General features: G+C 67.3%; 17 protein-coding genes. 11 read left to right on the forward strand and 6 right to left on the reverse strand.

The genetic code is table 11. The features are described from left to right. Positions 1–123 precede the first annotated feature (123 nt). Positions 124–858: a DUF1906 domain-containing protein gene (locus HGB39_RS03850; protein WP_005253657.1), complete on the forward strand. Its 735-nt coding sequence runs from the start codon at positions 124–126 to the stop codon at positions 856–858. Positions 859–863: 5 nt separating this feature from the next. On the opposite strand, the gene HGB39_RS03855 is transcribed toward HGB39_RS03850, so the two are convergent. Next, the gene (locus tag HGB39_RS03855; RefSeq protein WP_005253656.1) at positions 864–1,367 is read right to left on the reverse strand and encodes a nuclear transport factor 2 family protein; all 504 of its coding nucleotides are present in this window, start codon (positions 1,365–1,367) and stop codon (positions 864–866) included. A gap of 324 nt (positions 1,368–1,691) precedes the next feature. Between HGB39_RS03855 and HGB39_RS03860 the strand changes: the two genes are divergently transcribed. Further along, positions 1,692–2,162, forward strand: coding sequence for a MarR family winged helix-turn-helix transcriptional regulator (locus HGB39_RS03860; protein ID WP_005566830.1), 471 nt, complete (start codon positions 1,692–1,694; stop codon positions 2,160–2,162). Positions 2,163–2,172: 10 nt separating this feature from the next. Here HGB39_RS03860 and HGB39_RS03865 read toward each other — a convergent pair whose 3' ends face one another. Both HGB39_RS03865 and HGB39_RS03870 read right to left on the reverse strand, forming a co-directional pair. Next, positions 2,173–2,523, reverse strand: a complete 351-nt coding sequence (locus tag HGB39_RS03865; protein ID WP_005566831.1) for a hypothetical protein — start codon at positions 2,521–2,523, stop codon at positions 2,173–2,175. A gap of 108 nt (positions 2,524–2,631) precedes the next feature. Then, entirely contained in the window at positions 2,632–3,414 is a 783-nt protein-coding gene (locus tag HGB39_RS03870; protein WP_182623861.1) for an Rv1157c family protein, read from the reverse strand. A 318-nt stretch (positions 3,415–3,732) separates the two neighbouring features. Between HGB39_RS03870 and HGB39_RS03875 the strand changes: the two genes are divergently transcribed. Beyond that, positions 3,733–5,064, forward strand: coding sequence for a mannosyltransferase (locus tag HGB39_RS03875; protein WP_005566833.1), 1,332 nt, complete (start codon positions 3,733–3,735; stop codon positions 5,062–5,064). On the opposite strand, the gene HGB39_RS03880 is transcribed toward HGB39_RS03875, so the two are convergent. After that, positions 5,012–5,296, reverse strand: coding sequence for a 4a-hydroxytetrahydrobiopterin dehydratase (locus tag HGB39_RS03880; protein WP_005239148.1), 285 nt, complete (start codon positions 5,294–5,296; stop codon positions 5,012–5,014). The two genes, HGB39_RS03875 and HGB39_RS03880, sit on opposite strands and share 53 nt — an antisense overlap. Before the next feature lie 58 nt (positions 5,297–5,354). On the opposite strand from HGB39_RS03880, the gene HGB39_RS03885 reads away from it, so the two are divergent. Next, positions 5,355–5,735, forward strand: coding sequence for a (deoxy)nucleoside triphosphate pyrophosphohydrolase (locus HGB39_RS03885; RefSeq protein WP_005566834.1), 381 nt, complete (start codon positions 5,355–5,357; stop codon positions 5,733–5,735). A gap of 2 nt (positions 5,736–5,737) precedes the next feature. Here HGB39_RS03885 and HGB39_RS03890 read toward each other — a convergent pair whose 3' ends face one another. Then, entirely contained in the window at positions 5,738–5,905 is a 168-nt protein-coding gene (locus tag HGB39_RS03890; RefSeq protein ID WP_162130660.1) for a hypothetical protein, read from the reverse strand. A 343-nt stretch (positions 5,906–6,248) separates the two neighbouring features. Between HGB39_RS03890 and typA the strand changes: the two genes are divergently transcribed. From typA to HGB39_RS03920, 6 genes are all read left to right on the forward strand, one after another. Then, the gene (gene typA, locus HGB39_RS03895; protein ID WP_005239154.1) at positions 6,249–8,156 is read left to right on the forward strand and encodes a translational GTPase TypA; all 1,908 of its coding nucleotides are present in this window, start codon (positions 6,249–6,251) and stop codon (positions 8,154–8,156) included. Positions 8,157–8,278: 122 nt separating this feature from the next. Beyond that, entirely contained in the window at positions 8,279–10,099 is a 1,821-nt protein-coding gene (locus HGB39_RS03900; protein ID WP_282958591.1) for an ABC transporter family substrate-binding protein, read from the forward strand. Continuing rightward, positions 10,096–10,974: an N-acetyl-1-D-myo-inositol-2-amino-2-deoxy-alpha-D-glucopyranoside deacetylase gene (gene mshB, locus HGB39_RS03905; protein ID WP_005566837.1), complete on the forward strand. Its 879-nt coding sequence runs from the start codon at positions 10,096–10,098 to the stop codon at positions 10,972–10,974. The genes HGB39_RS03900 and mshB overlap by 4 nt, the downstream gene beginning before the upstream one ends. A 99-nt stretch (positions 10,975–11,073) precedes the next feature. After that, a complete protein-coding gene (locus tag HGB39_RS03910; RefSeq protein WP_005566838.1) occupies positions 11,074–11,232 on the forward strand; it encodes a hypothetical protein in 159 nt (52 codons plus the stop codon). A 14-nt stretch (positions 11,233–11,246) separates the two neighbouring features. Then, positions 11,247–11,675, forward strand: a complete 429-nt coding sequence (locus tag HGB39_RS03915; RefSeq protein WP_005566840.1) for a hypothetical protein — start codon at positions 11,247–11,249, stop codon at positions 11,673–11,675. A gap of 30 nt (positions 11,676–11,705) precedes the next feature. Further along, positions 11,706–13,223, forward strand: a complete 1,518-nt coding sequence (locus HGB39_RS03920; protein WP_005253645.1) for a catalase — start codon at positions 11,706–11,708, stop codon at positions 13,221–13,223. On the opposite strand, the gene HGB39_RS03925 is transcribed toward HGB39_RS03920, so the two are convergent. Further along, on the reverse strand, positions 13,220–13,597 hold the full coding sequence (locus HGB39_RS03925; protein WP_005253644.1) for a VOC family protein: 378 nt from the start codon (positions 13,595–13,597) through the stop codon (positions 13,220–13,222). The genes HGB39_RS03920 and HGB39_RS03925 overlap by 4 nt on opposite strands. 39 nt (positions 13,598–13,636) lie before the next feature. Here HGB39_RS03925 and HGB39_RS03930 point away from each other — a divergent pair, with 39 nt between their 5' ends. Beyond that, positions 13,637–14,470: a uroporphyrinogen-III synthase gene (locus HGB39_RS03930; protein WP_005253643.1), complete on the forward strand. Its 834-nt coding sequence runs from the start codon at positions 13,637–13,639 to the stop codon at positions 14,468–14,470. Positions 14,471–14,507 lie beyond the last annotated feature (37 nt).

A 14,507-nucleotide genomic window follows, 5' to 3' on the forward strand; every position in this document is an offset into this window, starting at 1 on the left:
TGTGACGGATGTAGTCCAAGTGGCTGGCGGGACCCGTGTGAGTGTGGTGGAATGCAAACCGGACAACATACCGACTGAGCGAGAGTGAATGTCGGAGACACGCCGGAGCGCGACCGATCGGATATGGGGGCCACAGTGCAGATTTCTCGGAGAGACCTGTTCCGGTACGCGGCAGCGGGATCCGCCGTGGCCGGGATCGCGGCGCTCACGTCCACCACGTCCTCGGTCGGCGTCGCGAAGGCGGACAGTCTCGGCATCCTGATCGACTACGCGGGTGGCGTGCCGTCGGCGGACGCCATCCTCGAGGCAGGCTATGCCGGCGCCATCCGCTACGTGTCCGACCGCCGTCCCGGCGCCGAATGGATGGAAGGCAAGCCGATGCTCGCCGACGAGGCGCAGGCGTTGCTCGACGCCGGACTGTCGGTCGTCTCGTGCTACCAGTTCGGCAAGGGGCCGACGGCTGATTGGCGCGGCGGTCTCGAGGCGGGCAAGCGGCACGCGGAGCGCGGACTCGAATTGCATCTCGCCGCAGGCGGTTCCGAGGACCGGCCCATCTACGCGTCCATCGACGACAATCCCACGCCCGCCGATTTCCTCACCATGATCGCCCCGTATCTCGCCGGGTGGGAGTCGGTGGTCGGCAAGGCCAACACCGGCATCTACGCCAACTCCACGACGCTGGATCTGGCGGTCCTCGCCGGGCTCGGATCGTGGTACTGGCAGCACGACTGGGGGACACCCGAGGGGTACGTCCACCCGTCGGCGCACCTGCACCAGTACGAGATCGACGCGAGCAACGTGGACGGCGTCGGCATCGACCTCAATGACATTCTCAAGCCCGACTACGGGCAGTGGTGACCGGGCTAGGCCGCCGGTTGCCCGCCCATCCGGGCAAGCCACTCCCGGGCGTCGTCGGGTAGCTTGCCTGCGGCTTCCGCTGCGCGGCACCACTTCTTGGCCGCGGCGAGAAAATTCATCGGGTTGTACGCGTCTTCCTCGCGTGACCACAGGTTGTCGCCGGCGTAGTGCAGGATCGTGATGTTCGCGGCGGCGTGCTCCGAGCCGTCGCCGGGATCCTCCATCGGGTTGTCGATCTCGCAGATGACCCATCCGCGGTCTTCGTCGATCACGTACCAGTTCGCCGGGAACGCGGTCATCCGGCTTCCGGGGAAGGCCGACATGGTGCGCGTGACCCATTGCCGAATGGCCTCGCGTCCATCGAAGTGTCCGAAGGCGTGCTCGACGTACGTGGCGTCCTCCGTGAAGAGGTCGGCGAAGCCGTTCCAGTCTCCGAGTTCGACGCAGCGGCTGACGGTTCGCTGGTAGTGCGCGAAGGCCTCTTCCAGCTCGGCACGGCTCCACGGCATGTGTACATCCCCTTCTCTCGTCCGGCACCCGAATGTGAGCGCCCCGGAAAATGAGAACACGTTTCAGTTCTCGTGCGGGGTGTTTTCCGGTGGATGGGACGGCGTGAAACGCTCCTCGGGGGAACTCCGATTACCTGGTGTCACTCTTTTCACTCTGGAACCCGGAGGTTCTCCATGGAACTGCTTCTCAATTTCGTGTACACCGTCGCCTCGGTCCTCTATACCGCGCTGTTCGTCAACGGATCCTGATGAAGATGTGCACACTACACACAGTGTGTAGGGTGCACAGTAATGCCTCGGGCAGAATGACGGTAACTACTGGAGGTGTCGGTGTCCGATCGTGACGAGGTGGCGGCAGATGTCGAGAACGAATTGACATTGCTGTCGCGCTATCACGCGCATGCACAACGGGCGGGATTCCAACTCGACCGCTCCGCCTACCTCCTCCTCGGACGCCTGGAACTGGAACATCCGCTCAGCCTGAAACAGCTCGCCGAGGCATTCCGGCTCGATATCTCGACGATCAACCGGCAGATCGGCGCGTTGCTGAGGCGCGGCCTCGTCGAACGCGTTCCCGACCCGGACGGCGGAATGGCCCGCAAGGTCGAGGCCACCGCGCTGGGGCTCGAACAACTTCACGCCGACCGCGCGCTGGGCCGAAATGGTGTCGACCGCATCATCGCCGAGTGGAGCGACCACGACCGGGGCGAGCTGCGCCGGCTGCTGACGAAGTTCAACGGCGAGATCGAGAAGTACGACGGCAACTCCTGGCCGCGCGCCGGACGGACGCCCTGACCGGACCGCGTCAGGACTGGACGTGCGCGGTCGCGTCCCGGGCGAGGTCCGGTTCCTCCGCGATGACCGTGAGGTGGGGGTGTTCCGGCGGGGAGGCGTGCCACCCCTTCCATGACATCAGAGACCACCGCGAGAGCCCCGACAGCGCAGACCCGAGGCTGGCGAACGAGGCGGTGCTCAGTGCCGAGCCGGCCGACCCGACCGACCCGATGGAGAGCACCGAGCCGACACTCCCGATGGACAGGATGGAGTAGGCGGAACCGATCGAGAGGATCGACCCCTCCGAACGGATCGACAGTATGGACCGCCGGGCGTGTCGCGATCGCAGTGAGTGGTGTGGGGTGTGATGCGTCGAGGGCATTCCTCGGTCTACCACGGTGGTGACGTCGGCAACAGTGAAGCGGTGCAGACATGAGCGAAGGGCCCTCCGGAAGATCCGGAGGGCCCTTCGCTCGTCAGCTGTGAAGAGTTACGCGACCTGGAACATGCCGACAGTCGGGAGGAAGCTGCACGTGATCGGCGCGGCGCCCTCTTTCTGCGTGGTCAGTCCGCCCGACACGACCGCGAGGACGCGGCCCGGGCCGGTGTCCGCGATCGCCGACAGGGTTGCCGGTCCATCGGGGTTGATCCTGGCCTCGTCGGTGAGGTTCTGGGTGGCACGCCGCTGGTTGTCCAGGTTGATCCACGTCACGGTCAGCGGATTGGGCTGTTCGGCGGCAACGGAACTGGTTCCGAGGGCGGTGAACACGAAACCGGCCTGACCTGCCTTGGGTCCGGGCGGGGGCAGCTGGGCCGGACCGGGAACCGCGAGTGCGGTGCCCACCGAGTCGGCGCCCTCTCCGATGCAGCCCTTGCCGATGGTCGGGTAGAGGAACTGCGCGATGACCGGTGCGTTCTCCTGCGGGATCTCGGGACCGCCACCGCCGCTGCCGTCGAGGAACGTGATGACGCGCTCGAGAGTGGACTTGAGTTCCGGCGGGATGCCGGGGGACTCGAGAAGGATGCGGGCCTGGTCCAGGATCGCGTCCTGAGGTCCTGCGGCGACGTCTTCGGTACCAGCTGCTGCGCCGATGATCGCGGGTGCGAAAGAGGCGAGCATCTCCACGGGGATGCCTTCGGGCACGGGCGGCGGCGTCGGCTGCGCATTCGCCTGGGCCGGCACTGCCATAGCGGCTGCTGCGGCAACAGCGAGAGCAGTCACTGCTCTGCGCATACCTCGGGTTCGAAGCACAGTCTCCCCATCCTTAGTCATAACAGCGTGGACGACAACTCAATCCACGTCTGACGGCTCGGGGGGTCACTCTATGTACAGCGCCCCCGGGTTGTACAGCTCACGAGTTCGTTCACCGATAGCTGTGGCATCCCGGTGGGAGTGTATGGCATACAGACCCCGACGGTGATCTTCCGGTGACCATAGCTTGTGGCACGTGTGGTTCGTGTGATTGGTGATGCAACTGTTACGCGCGGCTACGGACAGCTCGGGGCCCGCGGAGGCCGCCGTCTACGCTGTGCGGGACCGTTTCGGGATCGGCTGAGACATCTACACACCTCACGGGGAGAGCACCACACTGTGTCCGACCATGCAGCGTCCGACGACGGAGCAGCCTCCGACGACCCGACATCCGAGCGTTCTCCCACGTCGTCCCCGGGAGCGTCCGCCCTGCACGGCCTGTTGCGGTGCGCGCCCGTGCTTCTCGTGCTGTCGGTGCTCGGGCGCCTGGCGTGGACGCTGTTGAGTCCCAACGGGATGAACCTCGTCGACCTGCACGTTTACGTCGACGGTTCCGAGGCCCTCCGCGGTGGCAGTCTCTACGACTTCACCTACTCGGAAGTGACGCCGGACTTTCCGCTGCCGTTCACCTACCCGCCGTTCGCCGCGCTGGTCTTCTTTCCCCTGCATTTCCTGCCGTTCCCCCTGGTCGGGGTCGGCTGGCAACTGCTCACCATCCTCGCCCTGTACGCGCTGGCGCGAATGAGCCTCGGGCTCGTGCTCGGTGACGTCGCGCGCAGCCCGCACTGGCGGGCGGTCGCGGTGCTCTGGACCACCGTGGGGGTGTGGGTGGAACCGGTGCGCACCACACTGGACTACGGCCAGATCAACGTCTTCCTCGCGCTGCTCGTGATGACCGCGGTCCGCAGCTCCCGGTGGTGGCTGTCCGGCGCGCTCGTCGGTTTCGCCGCCGGAATCAAACTGACCCCGGCGATCACCGGCCTCTACTTCCTGATGCAGCGCCGGTGGAAGGCCGCGGTCTTCTCGGGCGTCGCATTCGCCGCGACCGTCGGAGTCAGCTATCTCCTGATCGGCTCGGAGGCTCGGGAGTACTTCACCCACCTGCTCGGTGACGCCGATCGCATCGGCCCGGTCGGCTCGGTGTGGAATCAGTCCCTGCGCGGCGCGTTGTCGCGGCTGCTCGGGTACGACGTCGAGACGGGCGCCCTCTGGTTGCTGGCCGTGGCGGTCACGGCGGTCCTCGCCGTCCTGGCCTGGCGGGCGATCGCCCGGGACGATCGGCTCGGAACCCTCGTCATCGTCGAGTTGCTGGGGCTGCTCGTCTCACCGATCTCGTGGTCACACCACTGGGTGTGGGTCATCCCGATGCTGATCTGGCTGCTGCACGGCCCCTACGGATCGATGCTGGGCACCCGGATCCTCGCCGGATATTGGCTCGTCACCACCCTCATCGGCGTGCCGTGGGTGCTCAGCTTCTTCCAGGACTCGATCTGGCTGATCTCCCGGCCCGCGGTGCTCGCGTGGCTGGGCACGGTCGACGTCGTCGGCGCATTCGGTGTCTACGCCTGGGTCGCCTACGCCGGGCGCCGCACGAAGCGTGCTGCGGACGCCGCCACGGTCAGCCCGCCAGTGAGTCGATCTGCGCAGCAAGATCCAGATCCAGCTGCGTGAGCCCGCCGGCGGAATGCGTCGACAGTGTGTAGGTGACCTTGCGCCACCTGATGTCGATGTCCGGATGGTGGTTCGCCGCCTCCGCCGCCTCCGCGACCTTCCGGACCAGCTCCACGGCTTCGGGGAAACTCGGCGACTCGACGGTGCGGACGAGGGAATCACCGGCCCGCCGCCACCCGGGCAGTTCTGCGAGCGCGGTGTCGATCTCTCCGTCTGACAGCAACTCGGCCATACCCCATGATGGTGCGGTGCCAGTGGAACGTGCAAGGCCTGTCGACCACGCCGGAGAGGTGGTGGCGGCCGCGATCATCGTCGACGGCCGGCTGTTGCTCGCCCAGCGGACCCGGCCTCCGGAACTCGCAGGACTGTGGGAGCTGCCCGGCGGCAAGGCGGAGGCCGGGGAGACCGCCGAGGACGCGCTGCGCCGCGAACTGCGGGAAGAACTCGGGGTCGAGGTGTCGGGCGGCGACCGGATCGGTGACGACGTGCCGCTGCCCGACGGCCGGGTGCTCCGCGCGTACCGGGTCGAACTGGTGTCGGGAACACCCGTCGCGCTCGACCACGCGGAACTGAGGTGGGTGGACGGACGGGAACTGGGGGACATCGACCTCGTCGGCAACGACCGCGGGTGGGTGCCGGACCTGCGAGTGCATCTGAACGGGTGGGGCTGACCTCAGGCCGCGCGGGCCTTCTTGAGCCCCTTCTTCAGTTCCTTCTTGGAAGCGCCCTCGTTCTCGAGCTTCTTCATGCGCATGATGACCACCGGGCACTTGATGCAGCGCGTCTTGCTGCGGCAGCACTTCTTCTTCGGTTTGAGACCCGAGACCTTGCTGGCCTTCACCTTGCCCATACTCGGCTCGGCCTTCCTACTTCGGTGAACACCGGCATCCGCCGGCTACACCCAGGTTAGCGTCCCCTCAGCTTTCGGCCCCGATCCACACCCGAGACAGGCCGAATTCGACGTGGCGCAGATCACTTTACGCTGGTCGGGCAGGCCCCGGGCAGTCGGCGATGCGCGAAGTAGCCGCTCGGGCGGGTAGTATTCACGTGGCCGCGATGCCTGCACTGGGCGATTTACCATCGCCTCGACGAGGATTCTGAATCGAGATGACAAGGCGGCCGCCAGAAAGCCGTGCGAGGGAACTTTCGCGTGGCCGAATCAACTCAGCCAGGAGAGCCACCGCGTGACCATCACCAGCTTCCGTAACGTTGCCATCGTCGCACACGTCGACCACGGCAAGACCACTCTCGTCGACGCCATGTTGCGCCAGTCGGGGGCATTCGAGGAGCGCGCCGAACTGGTCGATCGCGTCATGGACTCCGGCGACCTCGAACGCGAGAAGGGCATCACCATCCTCGCGAAGAACACCGCCGTCCACAAGCATCACGGCGACGGCAGTGTCACGGTCATCAACGTCATCGACACCCCCGGTCACGCCGACTTCGGTGGCGAGGTCGAGCGCGGCCTGTCCATGGTCGACGGTGTCGTCCTGCTCGTCGACGCGTCCGAGGGCCCGCTGCCGCAGACCCGCTTCGTGCTGCGCAAGGCGCTCGCCGCATCGCTGCCCGTCATCCTCGTGGTCAACAAGACCGACCGTCCCGACGCCCGCATCGAAGAGGTCGTCTCCGAGAGCCACGACCTGCTGCTCGACCTGGCCTCCGACCTCGACGACGAGGCCGCCGAAGCCGCCGAGCTCGCCCTCGACCTCCCCGTTCTGTACGCCTCCGGCCGCGAGGGCAAGGCGTCCAAGGTTCAGCCCGAGAACGGTCACGCACCGGACGCCGAGAACCTCGACGCCCTGTTCGAGGTGCTCCTCAACTACGTGCCCGCGCCCAAGGGCAACGTCGACGCACCGCTGCAGGCTCACGTCACCAACCTCGACGCGTCCGCGTTCCTCGGCCGCCTCGCGCTGGTCCGTATCCACAACGGCGAGCTGACCAAGGGGCAGACCGTCTCCTGGTGCCGCGAGGTGGACGGCGAGCCCGTCGTCACCAAGGCCAAGATCACCGAACTGCTCGCCACCAAGGGTGTCGAGCGTCAGCCCGCCGAGAAGGCCGTCGCCGGTGACATCGTCGCCGTCGCCGGTTTCCCCGACATCATGATCGGCGACACCCTCGCCGACCTGGAGAACCCGGTCCCGCTGCCGCGGATCACCGTCGACCAGCCCGCCATCTCGGTGACCATCGGCACCAACACCTCGCCGCTCGTCGGCCGGGTCAGCGGACACAAGCTGACCGCCCGCATGGTGAAGTCGCGCCTCGACCAGGAACTCGTCGGCAACGTCTCGCTCAAGGTCCTCGACATCGGTCGCCCCGACGCCTGGGAGGTCCAGGGCCGTGGTGAGCTCGCGCTCGCCATCCTGGTCGAGCAGATGCGCCGCGAGGGCTTCGAGCTGACCGTCGGCAAGCCGCAGGTGGTCACCCGTCAGGTCGACGGCAAGGTGCACGAGCCGTTCGAGGAGCTCACCATCGACAGCCCCGAGGAGTACCTCGGCGCCATCACCCAGCTCCTCGCCAACCGCAAGGGCAAGATGGTGCAGATGGCCAACCACGGCGCGGGCTGGGTCCGGATGGAGTTCATCGTTCCCTCGCGCGGCCTGATCGGCTTCCGCACCGACTTCCTCACCGAGACCCGCGGCACCGGCATCGCGAACGCCGTGTTCCACGGCTACGCGCCGTGGGCCGGCGAGATCCGCGCCCGCCACACCGGCTCGCTCGTCTCGGACCGCACCGGTTCGGTCACCCCGTTCGCGATGATCCAGCTCGCCGATCGCGGAACGTTCTTCGTCGAGCCCGGCGCCGACACCTACGAGGGCATGGTCGTGGGCATCAACCCGCGCCAGGAGGACCTCGACATCAACGTCACCCGCGAGAAGAAGCTGACCAACATGCGTCAGTCCTCCGCCGACGTGATGGAGACCCTCGCCAAGCCCATCAAGCTCGAGCTCGAAGGCGCGATGGAGTTCTGCGCCGGCGACGAGTGCGTCGAGGTCACCCCGGAGGTCGTGCGCGTGCGCAAGGTGCACCTGTCGGCCACCGACCGTGCCCGTGAGCGTTCGCGTTCCAAGGCCCGCGACAAGGCGGCCCTGTAGTCGGCACGTCCGACCACATCAGACACAACCGGGCGGATGTACCTTCGGTCGATCGGCGACCGAAGGTACATTCGCTCGAGGGTTTCCGGAGCCTTCCGGTATCTCTGAGGAAAGGCGGCGCGGTGGTTGCTGGGGGTCGACTCGAAAGAGTTCGAGGAGTGCGGGGCCGAAGGCGTGGGAACGGTGTGGCAGTGACCGCGCTCCTGCTGGCAGTGTCGACGGCGATACTCACGTCGTGCACCGCCGATCCGCCCCCGCCGGTCGAGAGCACCGACAGCCCCAAGCCGACGGCGTCGCCGACCGAGAAGCAGCCCGTCGTCGTGGCCATCGACGACGTGGGCAGCGGGTTCAACCCGCACCTCCTGTCGGACCAGTCGCCGGCGAATTCCGCGGTCAGCGCCCTCGTGCTGCCGAGCCCGTTCCGGCCGGTGCCCGATCCCGCCCACCCGGGCGGCAGCAACTGGATTCCCGACTCCTCGCTCGTGATCTCCGCGGACGTCACGTCGCAGGAACCGTTCACCGTCACCTACCAGCTGCGGAACGAGGCGCAGTGGTCCGACGGCGCGCCCATCGCCGCCGAGGACTTCCGCTACCTGTGGCAGCAGATGATCAGTGCCCCCGGCGTGGTCGACCCCGCCGGCTACGAGTTGATCGAGGACGTCAGGTCGTCCGGTGGCGGCAAGACGGTCAGCGTCGTCATGAAGGCCGCCTACCCGGCGTGGCGTGAACTCTTCACCGACCTGCTGCCGTCGCATCTCATCAAGGATTCCCCCGGTGGCTTCGCGACCGGACTGTCCGAGAACATCCCGGTGTCGGGCGGGCACTTCCACATCAAGTCGATCGACCGCGGACGTGACGAGATCCTGCTCGAACGCAACGACCGGTTCTGGGACAAGCCGGCGACGCCCGACCAGATCCTGATGCGCCGCGACGGCACCCCGTCACAGCTCGCCGACTCGATGCGCAACAACGACACGCAGGTCGTCCAGATTCACGGGGGCACAGCCACTTCCGCCCAGCTCGCGGCGATCCCCACGGTGCGGACGGGTTCGTCGTTCCAGCCGCGCGGACTCGACCTCACGCTGAACGGCCGGGTTCCCGAACTCGCGGACGTCCGGGTGCGGAAGAGCCTTCTGGAGTTGCTGGACACCGAACTGCTCGCCGTCGTCGGCGCCGGCAGCGAGGCGTCGGCGGTCCCGGCACGCTCGCAGGTCTACGCCCCCTCCGATCCCGGTTACACCGCGACCGCACCCGCGCGGCCGAGCCGCGAACAGGTGCTGGCGAAGCTGGCGGAGTACGGGTATGTCGCCGAAACACCGACGGACAGCGTCGTTCCCGCAGGGGCGGCGCCGTCGACCCAGCTCGTCCGCGACGGCGTCCCGCTGACGCTCGTCATCGGGACACCCGAGGGTGACGACACCGCGAGCGCGGTCGCTAACACGGCCGCCGACCAGTTGCGCGGCGCCGGCGTCGACGCCACCGTGACGTCCCTGCCCGCCGAGGAGTTGTATGGGGAGTCGCTCGGCAAGGGCGACATCGGAGCGGTCGTCGGATGGTCGCGCGCCGGGTCCGACCCGGCGACGGCACTGGCCTCCCGTCACAGCTGCCCGCCCACGGTGGTCGCGGCAACCCAACCGAACACCGAAACCACCGGCCCCGAACGTGATTCGGTCGCGGAGGCCGAGGCCCCGTCGAACCTGTCGGGAGTCTGCGACCCCACCCTGCAGCCGTCCATCGACGCCGCGCTGCGGGGGGTCGGTGATGTGCCGCAGGCTCTCGCCGACGCCGACCGCGCACTCTGGGATCTGGCTGCGGTGCTGCCGATCATGCAGGACCGCACACTGGTCGCGGCGGGCCCCGGCGTCGACGGGGTGTCGCTGTCGGGCGCCGTGCCGGTCGGAATATTCAGTGACGCAGCGGACTGGAGCAGGATCAAGGAATGAGTGAGCGGCGGCTTCTACTGGTCCATGCCCATCCCGACGACGAGACCCTCACCACCGGCGGCACCATCGCGCGCTACGCCGCCGAGGGTGCCGACGTTCACGTCCTGACGTGCACGCTCGGCGAGGAAGGCGAGGTCATCGGCGAGGAGTGGGCGCAGCTGATCGCCGACGCCGCCGATCAGCTCGGTGGGTTCCGGATCGGCGAACTGACGTCCGCGCTGTCGTGTCTCGGTGCGGGGAGGCCGCGGTTCCTCCTGGGGGCGGGGCATTTCCGTGATTCCGGCATGGCGGGCACGGCGTCGGCGGCCGATCCGCGCGCCTTCGTCAACGCCGACCGCGACTCCGTGACCGCCGCGATGGTGGCGGTCATCCGGGAGCTGCGGCCGCACGTCGTGGTCACCTACGACCCGGACGGCGGGTACGGGCACCCCGACCACATCCAGGTGCACACGATCACCACCGCGGCCGTCGAGGCGGCGGGTTCGGCGAAGTACCCGGACTGCGGCGAACCGTGGGAGGTCGCGAAGCTGTACTGGACGGTGACCGAGGCGAGTGCGCTCGAGTCGGGAATCTGCCGCATCGGCGACATCCCCGACGGCTGGCGACTGCCGGAGCCCGGCGAATTGCCGAGTGTCCCGGACGCCGACGTGACGACGGTGATCGACGTGCGGAGCGTGCTCGCCGCGAAGAGGGAAGCGTTGTCGGCGCACGCCACCCAGGTGACGGTTGCGCCGAGCGGAACCGAGTACGCGCTCTCCAACGACATCGCGCAGCCGATTCTGGCGGAGGAACATTTCGTGCTGGTCCGCGGCGCCGTCGGGGATCGGGACGCCGACGGCAGGGAACGGGACCTCTTCGGTGGCGTCGGTCACTGACCGTCGGTATCTGTGACGAGGGTTACGTATTACACTGTGGCCCAGGTCACGCAGCGGCCTAGGTCGAGTCCGCGTGACCCCCGTCAGGAGAGGCGATAGATGTACAACTGGGATGTTCAGAACGCCATCGTCGCGTTCGTCGAGACACTTCGGCCTTCGTGGCCGGCCCAGCACGACCTGTACTACAGCGTGCTGTACGGATTCGCCGACATGCAGAGTCATTTGCTGACCCTGCTGGGCTACCCGCCCGTCGCCTGATCCACTATTGACACATGACCGTCGGCACCGCAGCGAAACCCAGACACCTCGATGTTCTGGGGAGGGTCACCCTCGCGCTGCTGGTGTTCGACGGTTTTCTGTGCGCCGTCCTCTCGGTGCTCTTCCTGCCCACCTACCTCGGGGCCACCCCGTTCCCGATCAGCATCCTCGCCGCCGCGGTCGCCAACCTGGCGCTGGTGATCGCAGCGCGGTCCACGACCGGCCGGGTGGGGACGGGAATGCTGCCGCTCGCGGGATGGGGATTCGGATTCCTGCTCTGCATGTTCGGCGGTCCGGGCGGCGACGTGCTCATGCTCGCCTCCGTCTGGACGCTCCTGCTCCTGATCGGTTCACTGGTTCCCGCGGCGGTCTACCTGTGGAAAGTCAGCGCGAAGGCGGCGTTCGGATCTGTTTCATCGACGGTGGGCGAGGGTACGCGGTAGCGACCAGCAGTCTGCTGAAGGAGCACCGCAATGACAGATCAGAACTTCACGACCGACGACGCCGGCATCCCGGTGTCGAGCGACGAGCACTCGCTCACGATCGGGACGGACGGGCCGATCCTGCTCCAGGATCACTATCTGATCGAGAAGATGGCCCAGTTCAACCGAGAACGCGTTGCGGAGCGCCAACCGCACGCCAAGGGGGGCGGGGCGTTCGGACGGTTCGAAGTTACCGAAGATGTCTCCGCCTACACGAAAGCCGATCTATTCCAACCCGGCAAGAAGACGGACCTGCTGATCAGGTTCTCGTCCGTGGCCGGCGAGCGCGGCAGCCCGGACACGTGGCGCGACCCACGCGGATTCGCCGTCAAGTTCTACACCGACCAGGGCAACTACGACATGGTCGGGAACAACACACCCGTCTTCTTCATGCGCGACCCGATGAAGTTCCAGGACTTCATCCGCTCGCAGAAACGACGTGCCGACAACAACCTCCGCGACCACGACATGCAGTGGGACTTCTGGACGTTGTCCCCGGAGTCGGCGCACCAGGTCACGTGGCTCATGGGCGACCGCGGCATCCCGCGCACCTGGCGGCACATGAACGGGTACTCCAGCCACACGTACATGTGGGTGAACGCCGCCGGCGACAAGTTCTGGGTGAAGTACCACTTCAAGACCGACCAGGGCATCGAGTTCTTCACACAGCACGAGGGCGACCAGATGGCGTCCATGGACACCGATTACCACACGCGAGACCTGTGGGAGCACATCGAAGGCGGCGAGTACCCGAGCTGGACCTTGAACATGCAGATCATGCCGTTCGAGGATGCCGACGACTACCGGTTCAACCCGTTCGACCTCACCAAGGTGTGGCCGCACAGCGACTACCCGCTGATCCCCGTCGGCAGGATGACGCTCGACCGCAACCCCACGGACTACCACTGCGAGATCGAACAGGCCGCGTTCGAGCCCAGCAACCTGGTCCCCGGCATCGGCCCGAGCCCGGACAAGATGCTGATCGGCCGGCTCTTCTCCTACCCGGACGCCCACCGCTACCGGATCGGCGCCAACTACAAGGAGCTGCCCGTCAACAGGCCGCACGTGCCCGTCCGCTCGTACTCGAAGGACGGCAACATGCGCCACCACAACCCCGGGGATCCGGTCTACGTGCCGAATTCCAAGGGCGGCCCGCACGCCGACCCGTCGCAGGTGGGGGCGACCGCCACCTGGTACAGCGCCGGCGACATGGTCCGCTCGCCGTACGCGCTGCACAGGGACGACGACGACTGGGGTCAGGCCGGGACGATGGTCCGTGAAGTGCTCGACGACGCCGCCCGGGACCGCCTGGTGGACAACATCGTCGGCCATTTGCTGAACGGTGTCAGCGAACCGGTTCTGGCGAAGGCGTTCGAGTACTGGCGCAACGTCGACAAGACCCTCGGCGATCGGATCGCCGACGGTGTCGGGAAGAAACAGTCGGAGACCGACCCGAAGGCGGGCGAACAGGCCAATGCGGCGCGGAGCAGCGCGCAGGCGAAGGCCTAACGCTCGAACGCCACCGGGTGCCGAGGCTGGTACAGCATCATCTCGCCCGCACCGGGAATCTTCAGGGACGTGGTGAGGCCGTACCCGTCGTCGCGGATTCCGCGGGTGAACTCGGCGCCCTTGGCCTCGAGTTCCGCGACGGTCGACTCGATGTCGTCGCACATCAGGGAGATCTCGTGGTGCGGCCGAGTCGACCACGGCTCACCGCCCCGATCGTCCGAGGTGGGGTGCACACCCATCTCGGACGGTCCGGTGCGGAAAATCAGCCACCCGCCGCCGGCGTCGACGTGTGACCAGCCGAGCACGTCCCGGAAGAAGTCGCGGGCCGCCTCGGCGTCGTCGGCGTAGACCAGTGTGTGCACGGCAGTGATCATGTGGGCAGCTTAGTGCGATTCGTCCGTCACACTGGGAGAATGTCGAACGACGAACTTTCCGGACTGACCATCGCCGTCACCGCCGAACGCCGGGCCGCCGAGTTCATCACGCTCCTCGAACGGCACGGGGCTGCCATCGTGCACACGCCGGCCATTCACGTGCTGCCGCTCGTCGACGACTCCGATCTGCGGTCTCGCACGGCCGACATCATCGCGTCGCCGCCGGACCTCCTCGTCGTCAGCACCGCCGTCGGCTTCCGGGGATGGCTGGATGCGGCCCGGGCCTGGGACGAGGAAGACGCACTGCTCGCCGCCCTGCAATCGGCGCGGATCATCACCCGCGGTCCCAAGGCGAAGGGCGCCGTCCGCGGCGCCGGCCTGCGCGAGGAGTGGTCGCCGGAGACGGAATCGTCCGAAGAGGTGCACGAACACCTCGTCGCCGAGGGTGTGCGCGGTCTGCGCGTCGCGGTCCAGTTGCACGGCACCATCACCGAATGGGAGCCGATGACCGACCTGAGCGTCTCCCTCGCCGGCGCCGGGGCCGAGACGACGGCCGTGTCGGTGTACCGGTGGATCAGACCCGAGAACCAGAAGCCGCTGCTGACGCTGCTCGACCAGATCATCCGAGCCGAGGTCGACGCCGTCACCTTCACCAGCGCACCCGCCGTCTCGTCCCTCCTCAGCACCGCGAAGGACACCGACCGCGTCGAGGCCCTCCTGCACGCGTTCCACGGTCCGGTCGCACCCGTCTGCGTGGGCTCGGTGACGGCCTCACCCCTCACCGCCCTCGGCGTCGACACCATGCAACCGGCCCGTCCCCGGCTCGGCAGCATGGCCAAATACATCATCGAGGAACTCCCGAACCGGCGGTAGCCGGACGAACGGGACGATCGTTGCGTCAGATCGAACG

It is taken from the genome of Rhodococcus opacus (genome assembly GCF_012396235.1).
Lineage (GTDB): Bacteria > Actinomycetota > Actinomycetes > Mycobacteriales > Mycobacteriaceae > Rhodococcus_F > Rhodococcus_F opacus.